The sequence below is a fragment of the Oryzihumus leptocrescens genome, from assembly GCF_006716205.1.
GTDB lineage: Bacteria > Actinomycetota > Actinomycetes > Actinomycetales > Dermatophilaceae > Oryzihumus > Oryzihumus leptocrescens.
The window spans coordinates 2,548,335-2,571,939 of sequence record NZ_VFOQ01000001.1 but is presented as its reverse complement, the minus strand read 5'-3'; the positions used below and the strand labels follow the sequence as shown (position 1 = coordinate 2,571,939).

Genomic DNA, 23,605 nt, shown 5'->3' with positions numbered 1-23,605 from the left:
TCTCGCCCCGTGGGTGACAGGAGGACGCCTGATGGCATCCAACGACAACCTCTTCCCCGACACCGCTGCCGCAGCGCAGGACGGTGGGGAGCCGACCACCGAGGCGCCCACCACGCCCGAGGCCGGTCCGGCCCCGGCGAAGAAGGCCGCCAAGAAGGCCGCCAAGCGCGCGCCGCGCAAGACCGCCAAGAAGGCCGCCGCCGCGCCCGAGGCGGGGGTCACCGAGCCCACCGCCCCTGAGCTCGCCGCCAGCGAGCCGGCCATCAGCGAGCCCGCCACCAGCGAGGCCGCCGCCGAGCCCGGCGTGGAGCCGGGCGCCGAGGACGCTGCCGCGCCGAAGGAGAAGCCCGCGAAGAAGGCCGCCAAGCGCGCCCCGCGCAAGACCGCCAAGAAGGCCGCGGCCACGGCTCCCGAGCCCACGGACGCAGAGACCGACGTGCCCGTCACCGAGGCGCCCGCCGCTCCCGAGCCCGCCGAGGTCGAAGCCGTCGTCGTGCCGGCCGAGGAGGTCGCCGAGGAGGAGGCCGTCGAGGAGACCCCGGCCGTCCCCAGCTTCGGGCTGCTGTTCCAGCCGCCGGACCCGGCGCTGGTCACCCGCCGCCGTTCGCGGCGCGCGACCGCACCGGAGGCCACCCCGGCGCACGCCGAGGCCGCACCGGCCGAGCCCACCGAGGCCGCCGAGGCCGGGACGGGCCCGGTCGCCGAGCAGGACCACGAGCAGGACCAGGAGGCCGGCGAGGGCGGCGGTCGCCGTCGCCGCCGTCGCGGTGGCAAGGGTCGTGGCCGCGGCCGCGGCGGGGAGGCCGCCGAGCAGGCCGACACCCCCGAGTCCGCCGAGCAGGAGGAGACGGCCGAGGCCGCCGGCCAGACCGGTCCCGAGGCCGAGCAGGCCGAGGAGGCCGGCGAGAGCACCACCAGCCGTCGCCGTCGTCGCCGTCGCCGCACCGGAGGGGGCGCCGCCGAGGGCGAGGACGAGCCGGGCACCGTCACCAAGGTGCGCGAGCCGCGCAAGGAGCGCGACGAGGTCACCTCGCTGAAGGGCTCGACCCGCCTGGAGGCCAAGAAGCAGCGCCGTCGCGAGGGCCGCGAGGCCGGTCGCCGCCGCACGGTCATCACCGAGGCCGAGTTCCTCGCCCGCCGCGAGAGCGTCGAGCGGGTGATGGTGGTCCGGCACAAGGACGACCGCACCCAGATCGGCGTCCTCGAGGACGGCGTGCTCGTCGAGCACTACGTCTCCCGGGAGACCAGCAACGCCTCGATGGCGGGCAACGTCTACCTCGGCCGGGTCCAGAACGTCCTGCCCAGCATGGAGGCGGCGTTCGTCGACATCGGCAAGGGTCGCAACGCCGTGCTCTACGCCGGCGAGGTCAACTGGGACGCGGCCGGCCTGGAGAACAACAAGGCCAAGCGCATCGAGAACGCCCTCAGCTCCGGCGACTCGGTCCTCGTGCAGGTCACCAAGGACCCGATCGGGCACAAGGGTGCCCGCCTCACCTCGCAGATCTCGCTGCCGGGTCGCTACCTGGTCTACGTGCCGGACGGCAACATGACCGGCATCTCGCGCAAGCTGCCCGACACCGAGCGCGCCCGCCTCAAGAAGATCCTGCGCGAGGTCGTGCCCGACAACGCCGGCGTCATCGTGCGCACGGCCGCCGAGGGCGCCAGCGAGGACGAGCTGCGTGCCGACGTGGCCCGCCTGACCGCCGCGTGGGAGGACATCCAGGCCAAGGCCAAGGCCAGGAGCAACAACGCCCCGGCGCTGCTGCACGGCGAGCCCGACCTGACCGTCCGGGTCATCCGCGACGTCTTCAACGAGGACTTCACCAGCCTGGTCGTGTCGGGCGACTCCGCCTGGGGCACGGTCAGCGACTACATCCACTCCGTGGCGCCCGACCTGGCCGGCCGCCTGACCAAGTGGACCAGCGAGACCGACGTCTTCGCCCACCACCGAGTGGAGGAGCAGCTGGCCAAGGCGATGGACCGCAAGGTGTGGCTGCCCTCGGGTGGCTCGCTGGTCATCGACCGCACCGAGGCCATGACGGTCATCGACGTCAACACCGGCAAGTTCGTCGGCTCCGGGGGCAACCTGGAGGAGACGGTCACCAAGAACAACATCGAGGCGGCCGAGGAGATCGTCCGCCAGCTCCGGCTGCGCGACGTCGGCGGCATCATCGTCATCGACTTCATCGACATGGTGCTCGAGAGCAACCGCGAGCTCGTCGTGCGCCGCCTGCTGGAGTGCCTGGGTCGGGACCGCACCAAGCACCAGGTCGCCGAGGTCACCTCGCTGGGCCTGGTCCAGATGACCCGCAAGCGGGTGGGCACCGGCCTGATCGAGGTGTTCTCCGAGCAGTGCGAGCACTGCAACGGCCGCGGCATCATCGTGCACGCCGAGCCGGTGGAGAAGTCCTCCGGCAACGGTGGCAACGGTGGCAACGGTGGCAACAACCAGGGCGCCGGCGACGGCAGCCAGGGTGGGTCCGGTCGCTCCCGCAGCCGCCGCGGCAAGGGGAGCGGGCGCGATACCTCAGGCTCGTCCGCCCAGGGCCAGCAGGACAAGCCTGCCGAGAAGGCGGCGGAGAAGCCGGCCCCGTCCGGCCCGACCCCCGCGCAGATCGCGGCGGCCGCCCACGCGGCGGCGCTGCACGCCTCCCACGCCGGTGAGGAGGCCGAGGCGGTCGCCGCCGAGGCCGCCAAGGCCGTGGAGGCCGTGGCGGCCGGTGACGTGACCGACGTGCCCGCCGAGGCACCGAAGGCCGCGGAGCCCGAGCAGGCCGTCGAGGCGGAGAAGGCCGCGGAGCCGACACCGGCTCAGGCGCCCGAGCCGGCTGCCCAGGAGCCTGCTGCGGAGCCGGTCCCGGCGACGCAGCCGGTCGTGGCCGCCGAGCCCGCCACCGCCCCGGCGACCCGAGGCCGACGCAAGCGCGCCCGTGTGGTCGCGCCGGCCGGACCGCCCCGCGCGGCGACCGCCGGGGAGGCCTCCCGCGAGTTTGCTGAGCAAGGCGCCCAGCAAGTACCCTGATCCCTCGGTGCGCCCACCGAGCCCGTGTTGACGGACCGGTAGTCATGAAGCGGCGCGCTTACCCCGAACGACATAAGAGAGTGAGCTCATCGTGTACGCGATCGTCCGCGCTGGCGGCCGTCAGGAGAAGGTGTCCGTCGGCGACGTCCTCATCATCGACAAGGTGAACGGGGCGGCCGGTGACAGTGTCGACCTCACGCCGCTGCTCCTGGTCGACGGTTCCACCGTCACCAGCGACGCTGCGAAGCTCGCCAAGGTCAAGGTCACGGCCGAGGTGGTCAAGGCCACCAAGGGCCCGAAGATCACGATCATGAAGTACAAGAACAAGACCGGTTACAAGAAGCGCCAGGGTCACCGCCAGCACTCGACCCAGGTCAAGGTCACCGCGATCGAGGCCTGAGCCTCGCCCCTTACGAACGAGAACGAGGTTTAGAACATGGCACACAAGAAGGGTGCATCCTCGACGCGCAACGGCCGCGACTCCAACGCCCAACGGCTTGGTGTGAAGCGGTTCGGCGGCCAGGCCGTCAACGCCGGCGAGATCCTGGTCCGCCAGCGCGGCACGCACTTCCACCCCGGTGAGGGCGTCGGCCGTGGCGGCGACGACACGCTGTTCGCGCTGGTCGCGGGTGCGGTCAAGTTCGGCAGCAAGAAGGGCCGCAAGACCGTCAACATCGTCCCCGCCGAGACGGTCTCCGTCGGCGAGTCCGCCTGACGCGGGACACGCACGATCCTCGACGCGAGGGGGTGGGCCGTCCGGCCCGCCCCCTCGCGTTGTTTCTGCCCGGCGCTGCGGCACCGTGGCACCACCACAGCAGCACCCGATGAGAGGCCCTGATGGCGAACTTCGTTGACCGAGTCGTCCTGCACGTCGCCGCCGGTGACGGCGGGCACGGCGTCGCGTCCGTGCGCCGCGAGAAGTTCAAGCCGCTCGGCGGCCCCGACGGGGGCAACGGGGGACGCGGCGGCAACGTCGTCCTCGTCGTCGACCCGCAGTCCACGACGCTGCTGGACTACCACCACCACCCCCACCGCAAGGCGACCAACGGCAAGCCCGGCGCCGGTGACGAGCGCAACGGCGCCGACGGTGAGGACCTGCTGCTCCCGGTGCCCGAGGGCACCGTGGTCAAGTCCGGCTCCGGCGATGTGCTCGCCGACCTGGTCGGGATGGGCGCCACCTACGTCATCGCCCGCGGTGGCCGCGGCGGCCTGGGCAACAAGGCGCTGGCCTCACCGCGCCGCAAGGCCCCCGGCTTCGCGCTGCTCGGCGAGCCCGGCGACGCCCTCGACGTCGTCCTCGAGCTCAAGACGCTCGCCGACGTGGCGCTGATCGGCTACCCCTCGGCCGGCAAGTCCAGCCTGGTCTCCGTGCTGTCCGCGGCGCGGCCCAAGATCGCGGACTACCCCTTCACCACCCTGGTGCCCAACCTCGGCGTGGTCACCGCGGGAGACGAGCGGTTCACCGTCGCCGACGTGCCCGGCCTCATCCCCGGCGCCAGCCAGGGCAAGGGCCTGGGCCTGGAGTTCCTGCGCCACGTCGAGCGCTGCTCGGTGCTCGTGCACGTCATCGACTGCGCCACGCTGGAGCCGGGCCGCGACCCGCTCAGCGACCTCGACGTCATCGAGGAGGAGCTGTCGCAGTACGTCGCCGACGAGTCCCTCGGAGGCAAGCCGCTCTCGGAGCGCACCCGCATCGTCGTGCTCAACAAGGCCGACGTGCCCGAGGCCCGCGAGCTGGCCGAGATGGTCAAGCCCGACCTCGAGGCCCGCGGGCTGGAGGTCTTCATCGTCTCCGCCGTCGCCCGCACCGGTCTGCGCGAGCTCGGCTTCGCCATGGCCCGCCACGTGGCCGAGGCCCGCAAGGCGCTCGAGGTCGTCGAGGTCCCCCGGGTCGTGCTGCGGCCCAAGGCCGTCGACGACAGCGGCTTCACGGTGACCCGCGAGAACACCCCCGACGGCGAGATCTTCCGCGTCGTCGGCGAGCGACCCACGCGCTGGGTGCGCCAGACCGACTTCTCCAACGACGAGGCCGTGGGCTACCTCGCCGACCGGCTGAACCGGGCCGGCGTCGAGGAGGCGCTGTTCAAGGCCGGCGCCGTGGCCGGGGCCACCGTCGTCATCGGCGCCACCGACAACGCCGTCGTCTTCGACTGGGAGCCGACGATGTCGGCCGGGGCCGAGCTGCTGGCGGGCCCGCGTGGCACCGACCTGCGCCTTGAGGACGCCCACCGTCCGACGCGTGACCAGAAGCGTGAGGACTACGCCGCCCGCCGTGCCGCCAAGACGGCCGCGCGCGAGGAGCTGGCCGCCGAGCGCAAGGCCGGTCACTGGGCGGACGCCGCCTCGGAGGACGACGACGAACTCTAGGCTGCGGCCATGAGCAGCGTGGGGAGGTCGTCGGTGCGCGACGCGCACCGGGTCGTGGTCAAGGTCGGGTCGAGCTCGCTGACCCGTGACGGCGGCAGCCTGGACGTGGAACGGCTCAATGCTCTGGTTGAGGTCCTGGCCACCAGGCGCGAGACCGGTTCGTCGGTCGTGCTGGTCTCCTCCGGTGCCATCGCCGCGGGGATCACCCCGCTGGGGCTGGCCAGGCGCCCGCGTGACCTCGCCACCCAGCAGGCGGCCGCCAGCGTGGGGCAGGGAGCCCTCGTCGCGGCATACAGCCATGCCTTCGGCACGCACGGGCTGACCGTCGGGCAGGTGCTGCTGACCGCCGACGACGTGACCCGGCGCAGCCACTACGCCAACGCGCGGCGCACCCTGGACCGGCTGCTTGACCTCGGCGTCGTGCCGGTCGTCAACGAGAACGACACCGTCGCCACGCACGAGATCCGCTTCGGCGACAACGACCGCCTCGCCGCGCTGGTGGCGCACCTGGTGCACGCCGACGCGCTCGTCCTGCTCTCCGACGTCGACGCGCTGTATGACGGGCCGCCCAGCCGCGAGGGCACCTCGCGGATCCCGGTGGTGCGGGACGCCGACGACCTCAGCGACGTCCGGATCGGAGGGTCGGGGTCCGCCGTCGGCACCGGCGGCATGGCCACCAAGGTCGAGGCCGCGGCGATCGCCACGGGCGCGGGGATCCCCACGGTGCTGACCTCGACGGCGCAGGCGGCGGAGGCGCTGGCGGGGGAGGACGTCGGCACCTTCTTCGCGCCGACCGGGTCCCGGCGTGCGTCCCGGCTGCTGTGGCTGGCCCATGCCACCTCACCGCGCGGCCGGCTGGTGCTCGACCCCGGCGCGGTGCGGGCGGTGGTGGAGCGGCGAAAGTCGTTGCTGCCGGCCGGGATCGTCTCGGTCGAGGGCACGTTCACCGACGGGGACCCGGCGGACCTGTGCCGCCTCGATGGGCACGCGGTGGCGCGGGGGCTGGTCAACTACGACTCGGCCGAGCTGCCGGGGCTGCTGGGCCGCACCACCCACGAGCTGGCGCGTGAGCTGGGCCCGTCCTACGAGCGTGAGGTCGTCCACCGCGACGACCTGGTCCTGCTCTAGCTCCCGGCCGGAGGTGCACGTCGGCCCCGGTCAGGGCTGACCGGGGCCGAGGCGCGGGGCATGCGTCAGTAGAGGCGACGCCGGCGTCCGCCGATCGGCACGAAGTTCAGGATGAGGCCGACGACCAGCAGGATGATGCCGATGGTCAGCAGGACCTTCAGGCTGGCGACGAGCAGCCCGAGGATGATGAGGATGATGCCGAGCGCAATCACGAGAGCTCCTTGGTTGGGGGACGTGACTGGGGGACCTTAGCCGCATCAGGGGGGCCCTGCGCCAGTTGTGGGCCATGTTTGTTTTCGCGGATTCTGGGCATGAGGGCCGGGCATCTCGTGTGGCCCGGAACACAATGCTGTCACCGCGTTTCCGCAGGCCAGCCCCGGTCTGCGACACGTCGCGCGGTGCGGCAGACTGCCCCTATGGACTCCGGCCCCACGACCAGGCCGTCACCCGTTCCCGTCACCGTCGGGGCAGGGGACGTGCTTGCCGACCGCTACCGGCTCGAGCACCTGCTCGGTCGCGGGGGCATGGCCGAGGTGTTCGCCGGGCGGGACGAGGTCCTGCAGCGACCGGTCGCCGTCAAGGTCTTCCCCTGGGTGGACGACGACCTCAGCAGCCAGGAGCCCGCGGAGATCCGCCTGCTGGCCGCGTTGAGCCACCCCGCCCTGGTGACGGTGCACGACGCCGGGCCGCCGGCCGGGGACGGGTCGCCGACCTTCCTCGTCATGGAGCTGGTGCCTGGGCCGACCCTGTCGCGTCAGCTGCGTGAGCAGGGGCCGCTGAGCGAGGTGCAGGCGGCAGCTCTGGCGTGCCAGGTCGCCAGCGCCCTGGCCTACGTGCACGCCCGGGACCTCGTGCACCGCGACGTCAAGCCGGGCAACATCCTGCTCCGGGAGGCCGTGACGGGGCCGGAGCACGAGATCGTGGCCAAGCTCGCCGACTTCGGTATCGCGCGACTCGTCAACGCAACCCGGCGCACCCTCACCGGCACCGCGCTGGGCACGGCGCCGTACCTGAGCCCCGAACAGGTCCGGGGCGAGCCGATCGGCCCGGCCACGGACGTCTACGCGCTGGCCCTGGTGGTGCTGGAGAGCCTGACCGGGACGGTCACCTATCCCGGCAGCGCGATCGAGTCGGCGGTCGCGCGGCTCCACCGGCCCCCGGATGTCCCGGAGGGCCTCGACCCCGTGCTGCACCGCCTGCTGCTGCGCATGACCGACACCGAGCCGTCGCGACGGCCGAGCGCCGGGGAGGTCGCCGAGACGCTGGCGACCCTGCTGGGCGGCGACGTCACCGCGACACAGCCGCTCCGTGCATCGCGCCGGGCAGCTGACCGCGCCGCGAGTCGCCGAGCGCGTGCCAGGGATGGCCTGGCCTCGTCCTGGCGCCGTCTGCAGGCGGTGCCGCCGGCGGGCCGCCGGGCAGCGCTCGCCGTGGCCGTCGCGGGGTCGCTGCTCGCCGCCGGCTTCCTGATCCTCGGCTCGGGCGGCTCCAGCGCCACACCTGCGGTGAGGCCACCGGCGTACCCGTCGGTGCCCGGTCGCCTTGGCGTCGACCTCCACGACCTGCAGCAGGCGGTGCAGGGATGACCGTGGGCCGACTGGTGGTCCCCGTTGCCCTGGTGTGCCTCGCCCTCGGCGGCTGCGCCTCCACGGACACGGCCGGCGCCCACAGGCAGGCCCTCGCGGGGCTGCAGCGGGACGTGCTGTCGGTGTCCCGCGCCGGGGCGAGCAGGGACCTGCCGGCCGCCACGGCGGCGTTGGCCTCCTTGCGGTCCCACCTCGACGCCGCACGTCGGTCGGGCCGGGTCAGCCCGGCGGAGGCCGCCCGCATCGAGGCGGCCGCCGACCGCGTCTCTGCCGACCTTGCCGCCCTGGCGGCTCCGCCGGTCCGCCCCGTCGCATCGCCGGCGCCGTCCCCCTCGGCCACGCCGCGGCCGAAGCCCAGTGCTGCGCCGCTGCCGAAGCGGCCCCCGCCCATCCCGAAGCGTCCCCACGAGGGACATCACGACAAGGGCGGGCACCGCGACGGGCACCACGGCCACTAGGGAAGGGGCGGACCCGTCCGCAACACGGGGCCCGGCGCGTCGTCCGTCGCTCCTGGGGCCGTGTCCGCGGGACGAAACGACTGGCGGCGTGGGTGAGCACCCGGCATACGCTGCTGGCATGGCTTCGATCGACCCCGAGGTGACCGCCCACGTCGCCGAGCTCGGCGACCGCGCGCGGGTGGCCTCCCGCCGGCTGGCGCTGCTCTCGCGCGCCGACAAGGACGCCGCGCTGCTGGCGATGGCCGATGCGCTGGAGGCGGCCGCCCCGCAGGTCGTCGAGGCCAACGCCGAGGACCTCGATCGCGGCCGGGCGACAGGCCTGGCCGAGGGGCTGCTCGACCGGCTGCGCCTGGACGAGGGCCGGGTGCGTGCGGTCGCCGGGGCGCTGCGCGACATCGCCGGGCTGCCCGACCCGGTGGGGGAGGTCATGCGCGGCTCGACCCTGCCCAACGGGCTGCAGATCCGCCAGGTGCGGGTGCCGATGGGCGTGGTCGGGATGATCTACGAGGCGCGGCCCAACGTGACCGTCGACGCCGCCGGGCTCGGTCTCAAGAGCGGCAACGCGGTCATCCTGCGCGGTGGGTCCGCCGCCTCCTCCACCAACCGCGCGCTGGTCGCTGTCCTTCGCGAGACCCTTGACTCCCAAGGCATCCCGGCCGACGCGGTGCAGCTGCTCGAGGGCGGGCGCGACGCTGTGCGGGCGCTCATGACCGCGCGCGGCCGGGTCGACGTGCTCATCCCGCGCGGCGGCTCCGACCTCATCCAGACCGTCGTGCGCGAGTCCACCGTGCCGGTCATCGAGACCGGCGTGGGCAACTGCCACGTCTACGTCGACGCGGCGGCCGACCTCGACAAGGCCCTGGCGATCACGCTCAACTCCAAGGTCCACCGGCCCAGCGTCTGCAACGCCGCCGAGTCCCTGCTGGTGCACCGCGCCGTGGCGGCCGACTTCCTGCCCAAGGCGCTCGCCGCCCTCGGTGGCGCCGGCGTGCGGATCCACGGCGACGAGCAGGTGCGGCCGTTCGCGGACGCCGCGGGCACGGCATACGAGCCGGCGACCGAGGAGGACTGGGGCCGGGAGTACCTCTCCCTCGACCTCAGCGCGCGCGTCGTGGACAGCCTCGACGACGCGCTGGAGCACGTGCGCCGCTACGGCACCGGGCACACCGAGGCGATCGTCACCGAGGACCGCGCCGCGGCCCGGCGCTGGGTGGCCGAGGTCGACGCGGCGGCGGTGATGGTCAACGCCTCCACGCGGTTCACCGACGGGGGCGAGTTCGGCTTCGGCGCCGAGATCGGCATCTCCACCCAGAAGCTGCACGCCCGCGGCCCGATGGCCCTGCCGGAGCTCACGACGACGAAATGGGTCGTCGAGGGGGACGGCCAAGTTCGCCCCTGAGCCGGCGACTGGCAGGATGGCCGCTCGTGGAAGGCACTGAGGTTCGCAAGCTGGCCGCGCTCGAGGACACCCACTGGTGGTATCGCGAGCGGCGGCACCTGCTCGCGGCTGCCCTGACGGGGGTCCAGCCCGGGCGTGCCCTGGACGTGGGTGCCGCCGGTGGCGGCAACACCCGGGTGCTGCGCGAGCTCGGCTGGGACGCGGCGGCGCTGGAGTACGGCCCCGAGGGGGCGCAGGTCGCCGCCGAACGGGGCATCCCGGTGATGCGCGCCGACGCCACGCTGCTGCCGGTGCAGACCGGTGCGATGGACCTGGTCGTGGCCTTCGACGTGCTCGAGCACCTCGTCGACGACGACGCCTGCGCCCGCGAGATCCACCGGGTGCTGCGCCCCGGCGGGACGTTCCTCGTCGCCGTGCCGTGCGACCCGCGGCTGTGGTCCTCGCACGACGAGGCGGTCGGGCACGTGCGCCGCTACACCCGACCGACCCTGCAGGACCTGTTGCAGCGCAACGGTTTCCAGGTCGAGTCGATGACCTCCTGGAACGTCCTGTTGCGCCCGGTCGTGGCGCTGCGGCGCAAGGCCTCCAACGGCAGCGACCTCGACGACCTGCACCCGCTGGTCAACGCCGGCCTGCGCACGGTCATCACCGCCGAGCGCTACCTGCCGGTCAAGAAGCTGCCCGGCGTCAGCTTGCTCGTGACTGCTCGGCGGCCGTAGCCACGCGCTTCACCGTGGTGTCCGTGTCCTTGTCCTCGGCGGCCGAGTCGTAGGCCACGAAGTAGGACGGGCGGCCCTGCATCATCGTGTACATCCGCCCGACGTACTCCCCGAGGATGCCCACGCACAGCAGCTGGATCGCACCGACCGAGGCCACCGCCACGACGGTCGAGGTCCAGCCTGCGACGGTCTGGTTGCGCAGCTGGGCGACGAGGGCGTACACGAGCAGCAGGATCGCGGCGATGCCGCCGCCGATGCCGCACCACGTGGCCAGGCGCAGGGGAGCGGTGGAGAAGCCGGTGATGCTGTCCACCGAGAGCTTGACCATGCGGGCCAGGGGGTACTTCGAGCGCCCGGCGGCCCGCACCTCGCGGCGGTAGCCGACCGACGCCGAGGGGAAGCCCAGCGCCGGCACCACGAAGCGCAGCACCCGGTGGTGCTCGGGCAGGGCGTTGACCGCCTGGACCGTCGCCCGCGACATCAGCCGGTAGTCGCCGGCGTCGACCTGCGCCGAGGTCTGGCCGAGGCTGCGCAGCAGGCGGTAGAACGCCCGCGCGCTGCCGCGCTTGAACGCCGAGTCGGAGGAGCGGTCCGAGCGCACGCCGTAGACCACGTCGACCCCGTCGCGCCGGGCTACCTCGAGCATCTGCGCGAGCACCTCGGGCGGGTCCTGCAGGTCGGCGTCGAGGGTCGCGACGTAGTCGCCGACCGCGTAGGCGAGGCCGGCCGAGATGGCCGCCTGGTGCCCCGCGTTGGCCCGCAGCCGCAGCACGCGCAGCTGCGGCCACTCCTTGCGGTAGCGCTGCAGCAGCACCGGCGTGGCGTCCTTGCTGCCGTCGTCGACCGCCACGACCTCGTAGGACGCGCCGGTCCCGTCGAGGGCGGGGCGCAGCCGCTCGACGAGCAGGGGCAGCACCTCCGCCTCGTCGTACATCGGGACGACCACGGACAGCTCGACGGACATGTCGGAAGCCTAACCGCCGCCTGTTTGCGCTGGCTCCGGCCGCGCCGATGCGACGATCGTCGCGGGGGTTTTGGGCGCGATAACCGCCCGAACCAGCCGCGACGATCGTCGCGTCGTCAGAGGGTCAGCACCTGCGGGCGTGGCCGCCGCCGGAGCACGGTCCGCAACAGCGCGCACAGTCGCTCGGGGTCGTCGAGGTCGCGCCACGTCACGCGCACGACGGTCCACCCGGCCGCGACAAGTCGGTTGTAGCGGGCACAGTCGTTGGCGAACTCCCGCACCCCGGCGTGGAAGGCGTAGCCCTCCGCCTCCACGACGACCCGGCGCGCGGGGAAGGCGAAGTCGGTCCGGTGCCGGACACCGCCCGCTTCGATGAGGTGCTGCTCGACCCAGCCGGTCACTCGGCCCTCGATCATGGCCGCACGCACCAGGGTCTCCATCGCCGAGCCCGACAGTGCGCTGGCCCACCGAGCCACCCGCCGGGCCATCCGGGCGCCCCGGCCGGTCAGCCGGTCTGCTGCCCGCTGCAGCTCCTCGCCGGTGATCCGGCGGTCGCGCAGGGCGGAGTCGGCCACCACGAGTGCCTCGGCGAACGGCAGCGTGCGCGCGCAGTCGAGCACAGTCTCGAGGACGTCCGTCACGCCGGCGCGCAGGTCCAGCCGGTCGCTGGTGCGGTGCAGCACGACGTCCTTGTCGCGCTGGTTGCGGCCGCGCGGCACGGTCAGGTGGACAGCCCCGGGCCGCGTGATGAGGTCGAGCCCGTGGTGCTCCGCCGCGCTCTGGTGGGACAGGACGGCGCGCCGCGCCTTGGCCAGCGCCAGGGTCGGGCGGACGCGCGGCAACGCGTACCACCCCGGCGCCGGACACTCCAGCAGCCCGGCAGCGAGGGCCTGCTTGAGCTGCGCCGCGCCCAGCTGGGCCAGGACGTCGCGGGCCGGCAGGCAGGTGGCTCGATGGAGCGACTCCCACACGTCCGACGGGAACATCGTTCGATGATGCCGGGGACGAACGGGCCGTCCCGGGTTGTCCCCAGCCGCGCCGACGCGACGATCGTCACGGGGGTTTGTGCACGAAAACCGCCCGAAACGGCCGTGACGATCGTCGCGTGGCGGCCGCGGGTGCCCGCGTCCCACCTGCACGGACGCCCCGCTAGGCTGTGCCCATGTCGTTCTCGCCCCTGCTGACCCACCTGGCCGCCGCTGAGGAGCACACCCGCGAGCTGCCGATCCCGACCTGGGCCTACGGCGCCCTGGCCGCTTTCGGCTTCGCCGCCCTCCTCGGGGTGCTGTGGAGCTTCCGCAACACCGCGGCCAAGACGGGCCAGCACACCCACGGGGACCACCACTGACCACCCGCCTGGGTGTGATGGGCGGGACCTTCGACCCCATCCATCACGGTCACCTGGTCGCCGCGAGCGAGGTCCAGGCCCTGTTCGACCTCGACGAGGTCGTCTTCGTCCCCACCGGCAAGCCCTGGCAGAAGGACGCAGGCCAGGTCTCCCCGGCCGAGCACCGCTACCTCATGACGGTGATCGCCACGGCGTCCAACCCCCGCTTCACCGTCAGCCGGGTCGACATCGACCGGCCCGGCCTGACCTACACGATCGACACCCTCCGCGACCTCGCCGCGCAGCGGCCCGACGCGGAGCTGTTCTTCATCACCGGCGCCGACGCCCTGGCGCAGATCCTGTCGTGGAAGGACGCCGACGAGCTGTTCGAGCTCGCCCACTTCATCGGGGTCACCCGTCCCGGCCATGAGCTGACGGACAACGGGCTGCCCCGCGACCGGGTCACCCTCCAGGAGGTCCCGGCCATGGCGATCAGCTCCACCGACTGCCGTGCCCGCGTCGAACGCGGCGAGCCCGTCTGGTACCTCGTGCCCGACGGCATCACGCAGTACATCCACAAGCACCACCTGTACGCCCAACCGTAGGAGGACCGCGTGGCAGCCACGCAGCACGCCATCGACCTGGCCAAGGCCGCCGCCACCGCCGCCGAGGACAAGCTCGCCAGCAAGGTGCTGGCCATCGACGTCAGCGACCAGCTCGCCCTGACCGACGTGTTCGTCATCGCCTCGGCCGCCAACGAGCGGCAGGTCAACGCCATCGTCGACAGCGTCGAGGAGAAGCTCCACACGCTCAAGGCCAAGCCCGTCCGCCGGGAGGGGGAGCGCGACGGCCGGTGGGTGCTCATCGACTTCGGCGACATCGTGGTGCACGTCCAGCACGAGGACGAGCGCGAGTTCTACGCCCTCGAGCGCCTCTGGAAGGACTGCCCGGCGATCGACCTCGGCGCCTGAGTCATGGCCCGTCGCCGCCTCCTCGTCTGGCGCCACGGCCAGACCGACCACAACGCCAGCGGCATCTGGCAGGGCCAGCTCGACACGCACCTGTCCGAGGTCGGCCGGGAGCAGGCGCGGACCGCGGCCGCCGCGCTCGCGGCATACCGGCCCGACGTCATCGTCGCCAGCGACCTGCAGCGCGCCGCGGAGACCGGCCGCACGCTGGCCGAGCTGGTCGGCCTGCCCATCCGGTATGACGAGCGGTTGCGGGAGATCCATGCCGGTGAGTGGCAGGGGATGACCGCGGGCGACGTGGCGGAGCAGTACCCCGAGGAGCAGGCGGCGCTGGCCGCGGGGGAGGACCTGCCCCGCGGGATCCACGGGGAGACCGTCTCGCAGGTGGCGGCGCGGGCGCGGGCCGCCGTCGACGACCTGCTGCCCACCCTCGGGGAGGGGCAGTGCGCCGTCATCGCGACGCACGGCGTCTCGGGGCGGGCCCTGGTGGCGTCCATGGTCGGGCTGGACCAGCACGCGGCGTGGATGTCCATCGCCGGGCTGCGCAACTGCCACTGGGCCGACCTGCAGGAGTACGACCGGGGCTGGCGGGTCGTGGCGTGGAACGCCGGAGCCGGCACCGGTTCGGCGCGCTGACCACCCGATTTGGTGAAAACCGGGGGTGGCCGGATAAAGTACTGCTCGTTCCCGCGAGGGAAACCCACGAGAGATCGTGCGGGGCTGTGGCGCAGCTGGTAGCGCACCTCCATGGCATGGAGGGGGTCAGGGGTTCGAGTCCCCTCAGCTCCACCCGATGACGAAGGCCGGCTCCCGACAGGGGCCGGCCTTCGGCGTTGTCGCGGGGACTCGTCCCGGCCGGTGGTGCGTCGTCGGTCACGATGCGGGGCCGGCGGCGCGGAGGTCATGACACGCTGCCGCCGTGGTCCCCGCCCTCGCCGTCGCGCTCGCCGCCACCGCCCTGCTGGACTGGCACGCCGTATGCCGTGACCACCGTCGCGTCGAAAGGGTCGCCAAGCCGCTGGTCATGGTGCTGCTCGGGGCGCTGGCGCTCGCGCTGGGCGCGGGCGGCACCGGGACGGGGTGGCTGCTCGCGGCGATCGCCCTCGGCTGCGTCGGCGACGTCTTCCTCCTCGGCGACGGCGAGCCCCGCTTCCTCGCCGGCCTGACGGCGTTCCTGCTCGGCCACCTCGCCTACGTCGTGGCCTTCGTCTCCCTGGGCTTCGACCCGCGCTGGGCCCTGGCCGGCGCCGCCGTGGTCCTGCTCGACCTGGCCAGCGCCGGCCGGGGCATCCTGGTCTCCGCCGCGCGACAGGACCGGACTCTGGGAGGTGCCGTCGCGGCATACATGCTCGTCATCGCGGCGATGACGGTGACCGCGTGGGGGACGGGTCGCCCGCTGGTCGCGCTCGGGGCGGTGGTGTTCGTCGCGTCCGACACGGTGCTGGCGCTGGACCGGTTCGTGCGGCCTCGGCCGGGCAGCCGGGTGCTGGTGATGGTGACCTACCACGTCGGGCAGGTGCTCATGGTGCTCGGGGCGCTGCGCTAACCTAGGCCCATGGCCGGCGTGCTGCTTCTTAGCCAGCCGCGTTGAACGGATCGGACGTCAACGCGGCAACCCCTCCTGTGTGAGGGGTTTTCTTGTGTCGCGGGTCCGACGCGGGGGACGAGCACGCACGCAACCACGAGACGCGAGGACACGACGATGAACGACACGCCGTACCGCTACACCGCCGAGCTGGCCGAGAAGATCGAGCTGGCCTGGCAGGACCGGTGGGAGAGCGAGGGCACCTTCCACGCGCCCAACCCCGCGGGCCCGTGGGCCGACCCCGAGGGCGTGGCGGGTCGAGAGAAGCTCCTCGTGCTCGACATGTTCCCGTACCCGTCGGGTGCCGGCCTGCACATCGGCCACCCGCTCGGCTACATCGCGACCGACGTCTTCGCCCGCTACCACCGGATGACCGGCAAGAACGTCCTGCACTGCCTGGGCTACGACGCCTTCGGCCTGCCCGCCGAGCAGTTCGCCGTGCAGACCGGCCAGCACCCGCGCAAGACGACCGAGGAGAACATGGTCGTCATGAAGCGCCAGCTGCGGCGGCTGGGGCTGGCCCACGACGACCGGCGTGCGATCGCGACGATCGACCCCGACTACTACAAGTGGACCCAGTGGATCTTCCTGCAGATCTGGGACGCCTGGTATGACGTCGACGCGGTCCGCGAGGACGGCGGCCGGGGCAAGGCGCGCCCGATCCGCGAGCTGGTCGAGGAGCTCGACAGCGGTCGCCGCGCCACGCCGGACGGGCGTGACTGGTCGGCCCTGACCGCGGCGGAGCGGGCCGAGGTGCTGGACGGCTTCCGGCTGGCCTACTCCTCCCAGGCGCCGGTCAACTGGGCGCCGGGTCTGGGCACGGTGCTCTCGAACGAGGAGGTCACCAACGACGGCCGCTCCGAGCGCGGCAACTTCCCGGTCTTCAAGACCAACCTGCGCCAGTGGATGATGCGGATCACTGCCTATGCCGACCGGCTGGCCGACGACCTGGACCGGGTCGACTGGCCCGAGAAGGTCAAGCTGATGCAGCGCAACTGGATCGGGCGCAGCCAGGGTGCCCGCGTGCGCTTCCCCGTGGTCGGTCACGACGCCACGATCGAGGTGTTCACGACCCGGCCGGACACGCTGTTCGGGGCGACCTTCATGGTGCTCGCGCCCGAGCACCCGTTGCTGGAAACCCTTGTCCCGCAAGGCGAGTGGCCCTCCGGCACCAACCCGGCATGGACGGGCGGCGAGGCGACCCCGGCAGCTGCGGTCGCGGCATACCAGCGCACTGCCTCGCGCAAGTCCGAGGTAGAGCGGCAGACCGAGGGCAAGGACAAGACCGGCGTCTTCACCGGTGCGTACGCGACGAACCCGGTCACCGGCCGGCCCGTCCCGGTCTTCGTCGCCGACTACGTGCTGATGGGCTACGGCACCGGCGCGATCATGGCGGTGCCGGGGCAGGACCAGCGCGACTGGGACTACGCGACGGCGTTCGACCTGCCGATCGTGCGCACGGTCGCGCCGAGCGAGGGCCACGACGAGACGACCGCGTTCACCGGCGAGGGCCCGGCGATCAACTCGGCCAACGACGAGATCTCCCTGGACGGCATGGGCGTCACCGAGGCCAAGGCGGCGATCATCGAGTGGCTGTCCGCCAAGGGCCTGGGCGAGGGCACGGTCAACTACAAGCTGCGCGACTGGCTGTTCAGCCGGCAGCGCTACTGGGGTGAGCCGTTCCCGATCCTGTTCGACGAGGACGGGGTCGCCCACGCCGTGCCCGAGTCGATGCTGCCGGTCGAGCTTCCCGACGTGCCGGACTACTCGCCCAAGACGTTCGACCCCGACGACGACTCCTCCAGCCCGGAGGCGCCGCTGTCGCGGGCGACCGAGTGGGTCAACGTGGAGCTGGACCTGGGTGACGGACGTGGCGTGCGCCGCTACCGCCGCGAGACCAACACCATGCCCAACTGGGCCGGTTCGTGCTGGTACTACCTGCGCTACCTGGACCCGGCCAACGACGACGCGCTGGTCGACCCCGAGAACGAGCGCTACTGGATGGGCAAGCACCCGACCCCGGTCGAGGGTGCCCCGGCGGGGGTCACCGACCCCGGTGGGGTCGACCTCTACATCGGCGGGGTCGAGCACGCGGTGCTGCACCTGCTCTACGCCCGCTTCTGGCACAAGGTGCTGTTCGACCTGGGCCACGTCACCAGCGAGGAGCCGTTCCGCAAGTACTTCTCCCAGGGCTACATCCAGGCGTTCGCCTACCGTGACGGCCGCGGCCAGCCGGTCCCGGCCGCCGAGGTCGAGGAGGTCGAGGGCAGCGACCCGCACGACCCGCAGTTCACGTGGCAGGGCCAGCCGGTCACCCGCGAGTACGGCAAGATCGGCAAGTCGCTCAAGAACGTCGTGAGCCCGGACGAGATGTATGACGCGTACGGCGCCGACACCCTGCGCGTCTACGAGATGTCGATGGGCCCGCTGGAGCTCTCGAAGCCCTGGGAGACGCGGGCGGTCGTCGGTGCCCAGCGGTTCCTGCAGCGCCTGTGGCGCAACGTGGTGGACGAGGAGACCGGCGAGGTCCGGGTCGTCGACGCGCCGGTCGATGCCGACACGCTGCGGGTGGTGCACAAGACCATCGACGCGGTCTCGAAGGACTACCCGACCCTGGGCTTCAACACCGCGATCGCGCGGCTGATCGAGCTCAACAACGCGCTGACCAAGCTCGACGCGGTGCCGCGCGAGGCGGCCGAGACCATCGTCAAGATGGTCTCGCCGATCGCCCCGCACATCGCCGAGGAGCTCTGGCGCCGGCTGGGGCACGACGAGACCGTCACGTTCGAGGCGTTCCCCGTCGCCGACCCGGCGCTGCTGGTCGACGACACGGTCACCTGCGTCGTGCAAGTGCAGGGCAAGGTGCGCGACCGCCTCGCGGTGGCGGCCGACATCAGCGCCGCCGACCTGGAGGCCGCAGCCCTGGCCAGCGAGCGGGTCCAGGCCTCGATCGCGGGCAAGACGGTGCGCAAGGTGATCGTCCGCGCGCCGCAGCTGGTCAACATCGTCGCGGGCTGAGCTCGCAGGCTCGGGCCGGCACCACGAGGTCGACGAAACCCACACCATCGCACGTCGGTGGTGTGGGTTTCGTCGATGTGGGCGCCGTGACCGACCGATAGCCTGCGCGCGTGAACGTCGCGATCGTCACCGACTCCACGGCATACCTGCCGGCCGAGGTGGTGGCGCGCCACGGCATCCGGGTGGTGCCGCTGCACGTCGTGCTGGACGGGACCGAGCGGGACGAGGGCGTCGACGTCGACCCGGGTCAGGTGGCGGCCGCGCTGCGCGCCCACCGTCGGGTGTCGACCTCGCGGCCCACGCCCAGCGCCTTCCTCGAGGCCTACGAGGCGGCGGCCGAGGCGGGCGCCGACGAGGTCGTGTCGGTGCACATCAGCGCCGACATGTCCGGCACCGTCGACTCGGCGGTGCTCGCGGCCCGGCACGCGCCGGTGCCGGTCGAGGTGGTCGACTCCCGCTCGATGGGCATGGCCATGGGGTATGCCGTGCTCGCGGCGGCCGAGGCCGCCGAGCGGGGGGAGGGCGCCAGGGCGGTGGCGGGGATCGCCCGGTCGCGCGCGCGGGCGACGAAGGTGTGGTTCTGCGTGGACACCCTGGAGCACCTGCACCGCGGCGGGCGGATCGGCAAGGCCTCGGCGCTGCTCGGGTCGGCCCTCGCGATCAAGCCGCTGCTGACGCTCGAGGACGGGCACATCGAGCTCGCCGAGAAGGTGCGGACCTCGGCTCGGGCCGTGGCCCGGATGGAGGACCTCGCGGTCGGTGCCGCGGAGGCCGCCGGTGGCGACGCCTGCGTGGAACTGGCGGTGCACCACATCGACGCGCCGGCCCGGGCGACCGAGCTGGCCGGGCGGCTGCACGAGCGGCTCCCCGGCGCGCCCGAGCCGATGCTGGTGGAGCTCGGCCCGGTGGTCGGAGCCCACGTCGGACCGGGCACCCTCGCGGTGGTCGTCGCGCCGCGCCCCGGCCGGGGGGACTGACCCGTGCCGGGTTCGTGGCTGGTGCTCGTCCTGGCTGCCGTGGCCGGCTTCTTCGTCGGCGGCGTCAACCCGGCCTCGATCGTGGCCCGGCTGCGTCACGGCGACCTGCGGCTGGGCTCGGGCAACCCCGGCGCCACCAACACCGGCCGGCTGCTCGGCGTCCGCTGGGGCGTGCTGGTCGGGGTGCTGGACGTGCTCAAGGGGCTGCTGCCGACGCTGCTGGCGCTGTGGTGGTTCGACCGGTTCACGGCCTACGCGGTCGGGCTCGCGTGCATCGTCGGGCACATCCTCTCGCCCTACCTGCACGGTCGCGGCGGCAAGGGCGTCGCCACGTCGCTGGGGGCCGTGACCGCGGTGCTGCCATGGTTCTCGCTGGTGATGCTGGGCGTCTTCGGGATCGTGGTGGCGCGCTCGCGGTGGGTTGCCGGCGCCTCGGTCAGCGCCGCGCTCGCCCTGCTGCTGCTCTCGGTGTTCGCCCCGATGCCGGCACCGGTGCTGGCCGGGCGGATCTGGGGTGCCACCGTCGCCCTGATCGTCATCGGGCGGCACCACCGCAACATCCGGGTGTGGATGGCGACCCGGCTGCGCTGAGGCGCTGACGCCTGGGCTCTGGCCCTGGTGTTGTCCACAAGGGGGCGCGCGTTCGTCCCACGATCCACAGGTCCATCGTCGCGCCTGTTCGCCCGTGCGGACGGTTCCTAGCGTGCCCGTATGCCGCGTCGTCACCTCTCCGCCCCGCCACCGGGCCGCCTCGAGGCGGTCCTCGCCCCACGCCGCACGGTGCCGGAGCCGGCCGCCACCGGGTGGGTGCCTGACGGGCCGGAGCCGGGGGACGGGGTCGAGCTGCCGGGCCCGAGAGTGTGGCAGGCGCTGGACCGGCCTGATGAGGTGCCCGAGTCAGGCCCGGACGCTGTCGGCCGGCACCGGCGCCCGGCCCCGCCACGGTTGGTCACGGTGCCCGACCCGCTGCGTGGTGCGGTGGCCCGGCCGCGACGGCTGGCCGTGCTGGGACTGCTCGTGACGCTGGTCGGCGCCACGGTGCTGTTCGGGGTCCGGGTGGCGTGGGCGCGGCAGGCGGCCGCACCACACCCGGTCGCCGCCGGCGCCGGTCCCTCAGGTCTGGTCGGGCGGTCGGTGCCCTCGGCATTCTCTTCCGGCACGTCCACCGCGGGTGCGTCGTCGGCGTCCGGCGTGGTCGTCGTCGACGTGGTGGGCCAGGTCCGCCGGCCCGGCGTGGTCCGGCTGCCCACCGGCTCCCGGGTGCTCGACGCGGTGACGCGGGCCGGCGGCGCGCTGCCCGGCGCGGACCTGGCCCAGGTCAACCTCGCCCGGGTCCTGGTTGACGGAGAGCAGGTCCTGGTCCCCAAGCCCGGCCAGGTCGTGAGCGCCGCCCCTGGCCCGGGCGCGACCGGGGCGGCGGGTGCCTCCGGCGTGGGAGCGGGGGCCGGAGGCGTGGTGAACCTCAACACCGCCGACGCCACGGCGCTGGACTCGCTACCAGGGGTGGGTCCGGTGCTGGCCCAGCGGATCCTGGACTGGCGCACCGAGCACGGGCGCTTCAGTTCGGTCGACGAGCTCGGCGAGGTGAGCGGGATCGGTGACAAGCTGATGTCCCAGCTGCGGTCCAAGGTCCGGGTGTGACGGTGGGACCGGCGTCCTCGGGACGCGTCGCGCAGGTTGACGCAGCGGTGACTCACGGACCGGTCGGCGACGGGGCGACCCCGGACCCGCCGCCGGGTGAGGGCCGGGCGGCGAGACTCGACATACGGCTGCTGTTGCCCGCGATGGTGGCGTGGGCCGCGGTCGCGGCGGCGCTCGCGGCCCCGGCCGGGGTGATCTGGTGCGTCGGCGCGACCACGGGAGCGTTGGGCGCCTGGCTGACGCTGCGCCCACCCGGTCGTCTCGGGGGTCACGCCGCGACGCCGGCGCTGGCGCTGCTGGCGACGGCCCTGTGCCTGGTGGCCACCGCGGCCCACATCAGCGTCCGCGACGCGGGCCTGGTGCCACGGCTCGCAGCGCAGCGGGCTACCGGCACCGTGGAGGGCACCGTCACGGCCGACCCGCGCATGGTCACCCGCACCGGCGTGATGCACACGACCCTCGTGGTGGTTCGGCTCCAGGTCGACGACGTGGTGGGCCGCGGTGAGCACAGTGGGGCGGCGTCCCCGGTGCTGGTGTTCGGGGACGAGTCCTGGGCGCGCTTACGGTGGCACGAACGGGTCCGGGTCAGTGGGCGCTTCGACGTGGCCGAGCCCGGCGATGACGTGGTGGCGGTGTTCAACCCCGGCGGTGCGCCCCGGAGCCTGGCCGGGCCGGGCGTTGTCGCCGACGCCGCCGAGCGGGTGCGCTCGGGCCTGCGGCGTGCGGTTTCCGGCCTGCCGGTCGACGCGCGCGGGCTGCTGCCCGGCCTGGTCATCGGCGACACCAGCCGCACCCCGGCCGACCTGACCGAGGCGATGCAGGCCACCGGCATGACCCACCTGTCCGCGGTGAGCGGCAGCAACGTGGCGGTGGTGCTCGCCGCGGCGATGGGCCTGTGCCGGGTGGCCGGCATCCGACGTCGGTGGCGGCCGTGGGTGGCCGCGCTCTGCCTGGCCGCGTTCGTGGTCCTGGCCCGGCCCGAGCCCAGCGTGCTGCGAGCCGCGGTGATGGGCGGGGTCGGCCTGCTCGGCCTGAGCACCTCGCGGCGCAAGGCGGGACTGCCCGCGCTCGCCGCCGCCGTGGTGGTGCTGCTGTGCCTCGACCCGTGGCTGTCCCGGTCGTTCGGCTTCGCGCTCTCGACCCTGGCGACCCTGGGGCTGCTGCTCTTCGCGGCGCCGTGGGGCCGGCGCATCGCCGCGGTCCTGCCGCCCCGGCTGCGGGGGTTCGGCACCGCGCTGGCCATCCCGGTCGCGGCCCAGCTGATGTGCGGCCCGGTGGTGGTGCTGCTGCAGGGGTCGGTGAGCGTGGTCGGGGTGGCGGCCAACCTCGCCGCCGCGCCCCTGGTCGGCCCGGCCACGGTGCTCGGGGTGGCCTGCGCCCTCATGGCCCTCGTCTCGCACCCGCTGGCCGTCGGCCTCGCCTGGCTGGCCGGCCTTCCGACAATCGGCATCGCGGAGGTGGGGCGCGTGGCGGCGCAGGTGCCCATGGGGCAGCTGCCCTGGCCCGACGGGGCGCCCGGGGCGGTCCTGCTGGCCGTCGTCAGCCTGCTGGTGCTCCTCATGGCGCCCTGGCTCGCCACGACGGTGCGCCGGCGCCCGGTGCTGCTCCTCGGCATCGCGCTGCTGGTGGCCGCGGCCGCAGCGCCGACGACGAGCTGGTCGTGGCCTCCGCTGGCCTGGCAGGTGGTGGCCTGTGACGTCGGGCAGGGGGACGGGCTGGTGCTTTCGACCGGGCCCGGGCATGCGGTCGTGGTCGACACCGGCCCCGACCCCGTGCCGATGGACGCCTGCCTGTCCCGGCTGCACGTCACCGTGGTCGACGCGGTGGTGCTGACCCACTTCCACGCCGACCACGTCGACGGGCTGGCGGGGGTCCTGCACGGGCGCACCGTACGTCAGGTGCTCACCTCACCCGTGCGTGACCCGCCCGAGGGGGCCGCCCAGGTCGACCGGCAGGCGGCTGCCGCGGGTGTCCCGGTCCAGCCGCTGTATGCCGGGGACGACCTGCGCTTCGGCTCGCTGCGCGCCCACGTGGTGTGGCCCGACCGGGTCATCCGCGAGGGGTCGGTGCCCAACAACGCCAGCATCGTCATGGTGGTGCAGGACGCCGGACTGAGGGTGCTGATGCTCGGCGACGTGGAGACCCCGGCGGCCCACCAGGTGCTCCTGGCGCTGCGGCGCGGGGAAGAGGACCGCCCGTTCGACGTGCTCAAGGTGGCCCACCACGGGTCGTCGCTGCAGGACCCGCAGCTGGTGGCTGCGACGGGGGCGGCCATCGGGCTGATCAGCGTCGGTGCCGGCAACGACTACGGCCACCCGACCAGCAGGACGTTGAAGCTGTTGCGCGACAACGGGATCCGCGCGCTGCGCACCGACCTCCTGGGCGACGTCGCGGTGGGCCGGACCCCCGAGGGGCGAGTCCTGGTCTCGACCCGAGGCCCGTGAGC

General features: G+C 73.4%; 22 protein-coding genes and 1 tRNA gene. 20 read left to right on the top strand and 3 right to left on the bottom strand.

Going from position 1 to position 23,605, the window contains the following annotated elements; all coding sequences use genetic code 11:
- The first annotated feature begins 31 nt into the window (after window positions 1-31).
- From FB474_RS11980 to proB, 5 genes are all read left to right on the top strand, one after another.
- On the top strand, window positions 32-3,022 hold the full coding sequence (locus FB474_RS11980) for an Rne/Rng family ribonuclease (RefSeq protein WP_141788856.1): 2,991 nt from the start codon (window positions 32-34) through the stop codon (window positions 3,020-3,022).
- 91 nt (window positions 3,023-3,113) lie between these two features.
- Window positions 3,114-3,422: a 50S ribosomal protein L21 gene (gene rplU / locus FB474_RS11975; RefSeq protein ID WP_141788855.1), complete on the top strand. Its 309-nt coding sequence runs from the start codon at window positions 3,114-3,116 to the stop codon at window positions 3,420-3,422.
- A 36-nt stretch (window positions 3,423-3,458) separates the two neighbouring features.
- Window positions 3,459-3,737, top strand: a complete 279-nt coding sequence (gene rpmA / locus FB474_RS11970; protein ID WP_141788854.1) for a 50S ribosomal protein L27 — start codon at window positions 3,459-3,461, stop codon at window positions 3,735-3,737.
- A gap of 122 nt (window positions 3,738-3,859) precedes the next feature.
- Window positions 3,860-5,389, top strand: a complete 1,530-nt coding sequence (gene obgE, locus FB474_RS11965) for a GTPase ObgE (protein ID WP_141788853.1) — start codon at window positions 3,860-3,862, stop codon at window positions 5,387-5,389.
- Window positions 5,390-5,398: 9 nt separating this feature from the next.
- Window positions 5,399-6,517 carry a glutamate 5-kinase gene (gene proB / locus FB474_RS11960; protein WP_141788852.1) on the top strand — a complete coding sequence of 373 codons (1,119 nt, stop codon included), beginning with the start codon at window positions 5,399-5,401 and terminating at the stop codon, window positions 6,515-6,517.
- A gap of 65 nt (window positions 6,518-6,582) precedes the next feature.
- Here proB and FB474_RS20770 read toward each other — a convergent pair whose 3' ends face one another.
- Window positions 6,583-6,729 carry a hypothetical protein gene (locus tag FB474_RS20770; protein WP_185746143.1) on the bottom strand — a complete coding sequence of 49 codons (147 nt, stop codon included), beginning with the start codon at window positions 6,727-6,729 and terminating at the stop codon, window positions 6,583-6,585.
- A 204-nt stretch (window positions 6,730-6,933) separates the two neighbouring features.
- Here FB474_RS20770 and FB474_RS11955 point away from each other — a divergent pair, with 204 nt between their 5' ends.
- The 4 genes from FB474_RS11955 to FB474_RS11940 all read left to right on the top strand — a co-directional run bounded on the left by FB474_RS11955 (window position 6,934) and on the right by FB474_RS11940 (window position 10,679).
- Window positions 6,934-8,103 (top strand): serine/threonine-protein kinase, encoded by a 1,170-nt coding sequence (locus FB474_RS11955; RefSeq protein ID WP_185746141.1) that lies wholly within the window; start codon window positions 6,934-6,936, stop codon window positions 8,101-8,103.
- Entirely contained in the window at window positions 8,100-8,561 is a 462-nt protein-coding gene (locus FB474_RS11950) for a hypothetical protein (protein WP_141788850.1), read from the top strand. Before FB474_RS11955 ends, FB474_RS11950 begins: the two co-directional genes overlap by 4 nt.
- Before the next feature lie 118 nt (window positions 8,562-8,679).
- Entirely contained in the window at window positions 8,680-9,960 is a 1,281-nt protein-coding gene (locus FB474_RS11945) for a glutamate-5-semialdehyde dehydrogenase (protein WP_141788849.1), read from the top strand.
- A gap of 26 nt (window positions 9,961-9,986) precedes the next feature.
- Window positions 9,987-10,679, top strand: coding sequence for a class I SAM-dependent methyltransferase (locus FB474_RS11940; protein WP_141788848.1), 693 nt, complete (start codon window positions 9,987-9,989; stop codon window positions 10,677-10,679).
- Here FB474_RS11940 and FB474_RS11935 read toward each other — a convergent pair.
- Both FB474_RS11935 and FB474_RS11930 read right to left on the bottom strand, forming a co-directional pair.
- Entirely contained in the window at window positions 10,648-11,643 is a 996-nt protein-coding gene (locus tag FB474_RS11935; protein WP_141788847.1) for a glycosyltransferase family 2 protein, read from the bottom strand. The two genes, FB474_RS11940 and FB474_RS11935, sit on opposite strands and share 32 nt — an antisense overlap.
- A gap of 116 nt (window positions 11,644-11,759) precedes the next feature.
- Window positions 11,760-12,629 (bottom strand): hypothetical protein, encoded by an 870-nt coding sequence (locus FB474_RS11930; protein WP_141788846.1) that lies wholly within the window; start codon window positions 12,627-12,629, stop codon window positions 11,760-11,762.
- Between the two features lie 176 nt (window positions 12,630-12,805).
- Here FB474_RS11930 and FB474_RS11925 point away from each other — a divergent pair, with 176 nt between their 5' ends.
- The 11 genes from FB474_RS11925 to FB474_RS11875 all read left to right on the top strand — a co-directional run bounded on the left by FB474_RS11925 (window position 12,806) and on the right by FB474_RS11875 (window position 23,603).
- Window positions 12,806-12,991: a hypothetical protein gene (locus FB474_RS11925; RefSeq protein WP_141788845.1), complete on the top strand. Its 186-nt coding sequence runs from the start codon at window positions 12,806-12,808 to the stop codon at window positions 12,989-12,991.
- Between the two features lie 14 nt (window positions 12,992-13,005).
- Window positions 13,006-13,575, top strand: coding sequence for a nicotinate-nucleotide adenylyltransferase (gene nadD / locus FB474_RS11920; RefSeq protein ID WP_281286317.1), 570 nt, complete (start codon window positions 13,006-13,008; stop codon window positions 13,573-13,575).
- A gap of 9 nt (window positions 13,576-13,584) precedes the next feature.
- Entirely contained in the window at window positions 13,585-13,941 is a 357-nt protein-coding gene (rsfS, locus tag FB474_RS11915) for a ribosome silencing factor (RefSeq protein ID WP_141788843.1), read from the top strand.
- Between the two features lie 3 nt (window positions 13,942-13,944).
- Window positions 13,945-14,574 carry a histidine phosphatase family protein gene (locus tag FB474_RS11910; protein ID WP_141788842.1) on the top strand — a complete coding sequence of 210 codons (630 nt, stop codon included), beginning with the start codon at window positions 13,945-13,947 and terminating at the stop codon, window positions 14,572-14,574.
- Between the two features lie 80 nt (window positions 14,575-14,654).
- Window positions 14,655-14,727 (top strand) — tRNA-Ala (locus FB474_RS11905).
- A 130-nt stretch (window positions 14,728-14,857) separates the two neighbouring features.
- The gene (locus tag FB474_RS11900) at window positions 14,858-15,484 is read left to right on the top strand and encodes a lysoplasmalogenase (RefSeq protein WP_141788841.1); all 627 of its coding nucleotides are present in this window, start codon (window positions 14,858-14,860) and stop codon (window positions 15,482-15,484) included.
- A 156-nt stretch (window positions 15,485-15,640) separates the two neighbouring features.
- Window positions 15,641-18,541 carry a leucine--tRNA ligase gene (gene leuS, locus FB474_RS11895; protein ID WP_141788840.1) on the top strand — a complete coding sequence of 967 codons (2,901 nt, stop codon included), beginning with the start codon at window positions 15,641-15,643 and terminating at the stop codon, window positions 18,539-18,541.
- A 110-nt stretch (window positions 18,542-18,651) separates the two neighbouring features.
- Window positions 18,652-19,518 carry a DegV family protein gene (locus FB474_RS11890; protein ID WP_141788839.1) on the top strand — a complete coding sequence of 289 codons (867 nt, stop codon included), beginning with the start codon at window positions 18,652-18,654 and terminating at the stop codon, window positions 19,516-19,518.
- A 3-nt stretch (window positions 19,519-19,521) separates the two neighbouring features.
- Window positions 19,522-20,109, top strand: a complete 588-nt coding sequence (locus FB474_RS11885) for a glycerol-3-phosphate acyltransferase (protein ID WP_141788838.1) — start codon at window positions 19,522-19,524, stop codon at window positions 20,107-20,109.
- Window positions 20,110-20,229: 120 nt separating this feature from the next.
- The gene (locus FB474_RS21200; protein ID WP_141788837.1) at window positions 20,230-21,159 is read left to right on the top strand and encodes a helix-hairpin-helix domain-containing protein; all 930 of its coding nucleotides are present in this window, start codon (window positions 20,230-20,232) and stop codon (window positions 21,157-21,159) included.
- Between the two features lie 47 nt (window positions 21,160-21,206).
- Window positions 21,207-23,603: a ComEC/Rec2 family competence protein gene (locus FB474_RS11875; protein ID WP_246092152.1), complete on the top strand. Its 2,397-nt coding sequence runs from the start codon at window positions 21,207-21,209 to the stop codon at window positions 23,601-23,603.
- The last annotated feature ends 2 nt before the right edge of the window (window positions 23,604-23,605 follow it).

What these genes read in the sequence shown, in the direction of transcription:
- FB474_RS11945 (WP_141788849.1), top strand. Translation starts at nt 8,680, where the DNA reads ATGGCTTCGATCGACCCCGAGGTGACCGCCCACGTCGCCGAGCTCGGC.
- leuS (WP_141788840.1), top strand. Translation starts at nt 15,641, where the DNA reads ATGAACGACACGCCGTACCGCTACACCGCCGAGCTGGCCGAGAAGATC.
- FB474_RS11980 (WP_141788856.1), top strand. Translation starts at nt 32, where the DNA reads ATGGCATCCAACGACAACCTCTTCCCCGACACCGCTGCCGCAGCGCAG.
- FB474_RS21200 (WP_141788837.1), top strand. Translation starts at nt 20,230, where the DNA reads ATGCCGCGTCGTCACCTCTCCGCCCCGCCACCGGGCCGCCTCGAGGCG.
- obgE (WP_141788853.1), top strand. Translation starts at nt 3,860, where the DNA reads ATGGCGAACTTCGTTGACCGAGTCGTCCTGCACGTCGCCGCCGGTGAC.
- FB474_RS11930 (WP_141788846.1), bottom strand. Translation starts at nt 12,629, where the DNA reads ATGTTCCCGTCGGACGTGTGGGAGTCGCTCCATCGAGCCACCTGCCTG.
- FB474_RS11935 (WP_141788847.1), bottom strand. Translation starts at nt 11,643, where the DNA reads ATGTCCGTCGAGCTGTCCGTGGTCGTCCCGATGTACGACGAGGCGGAG.
- FB474_RS11925 (WP_141788845.1), top strand. Translation starts at nt 12,806, where the DNA reads ATGTCGTTCTCGCCCCTGCTGACCCACCTGGCCGCCGCTGAGGAGCAC.
- FB474_RS11910 (WP_141788842.1), top strand. Translation starts at nt 13,945, where the DNA reads ATGGCCCGTCGCCGCCTCCTCGTCTGGCGCCACGGCCAGACCGACCAC.
- FB474_RS11950 (WP_141788850.1), top strand. Translation starts at nt 8,100, where the DNA reads ATGACCGTGGGCCGACTGGTGGTCCCCGTTGCCCTGGTGTGCCTCGCC.
- rpmA (WP_141788854.1), top strand. Translation starts at nt 3,459, where the DNA reads ATGGCACACAAGAAGGGTGCATCCTCGACGCGCAACGGCCGCGACTCC.
- proB (WP_141788852.1), top strand. Translation starts at nt 5,399, where the DNA reads ATGAGCAGCGTGGGGAGGTCGTCGGTGCGCGACGCGCACCGGGTCGTG.
- FB474_RS11955 (WP_185746141.1), top strand. Translation starts at nt 6,934, where the DNA reads ATGGACTCCGGCCCCACGACCAGGCCGTCACCCGTTCCCGTCACCGTC.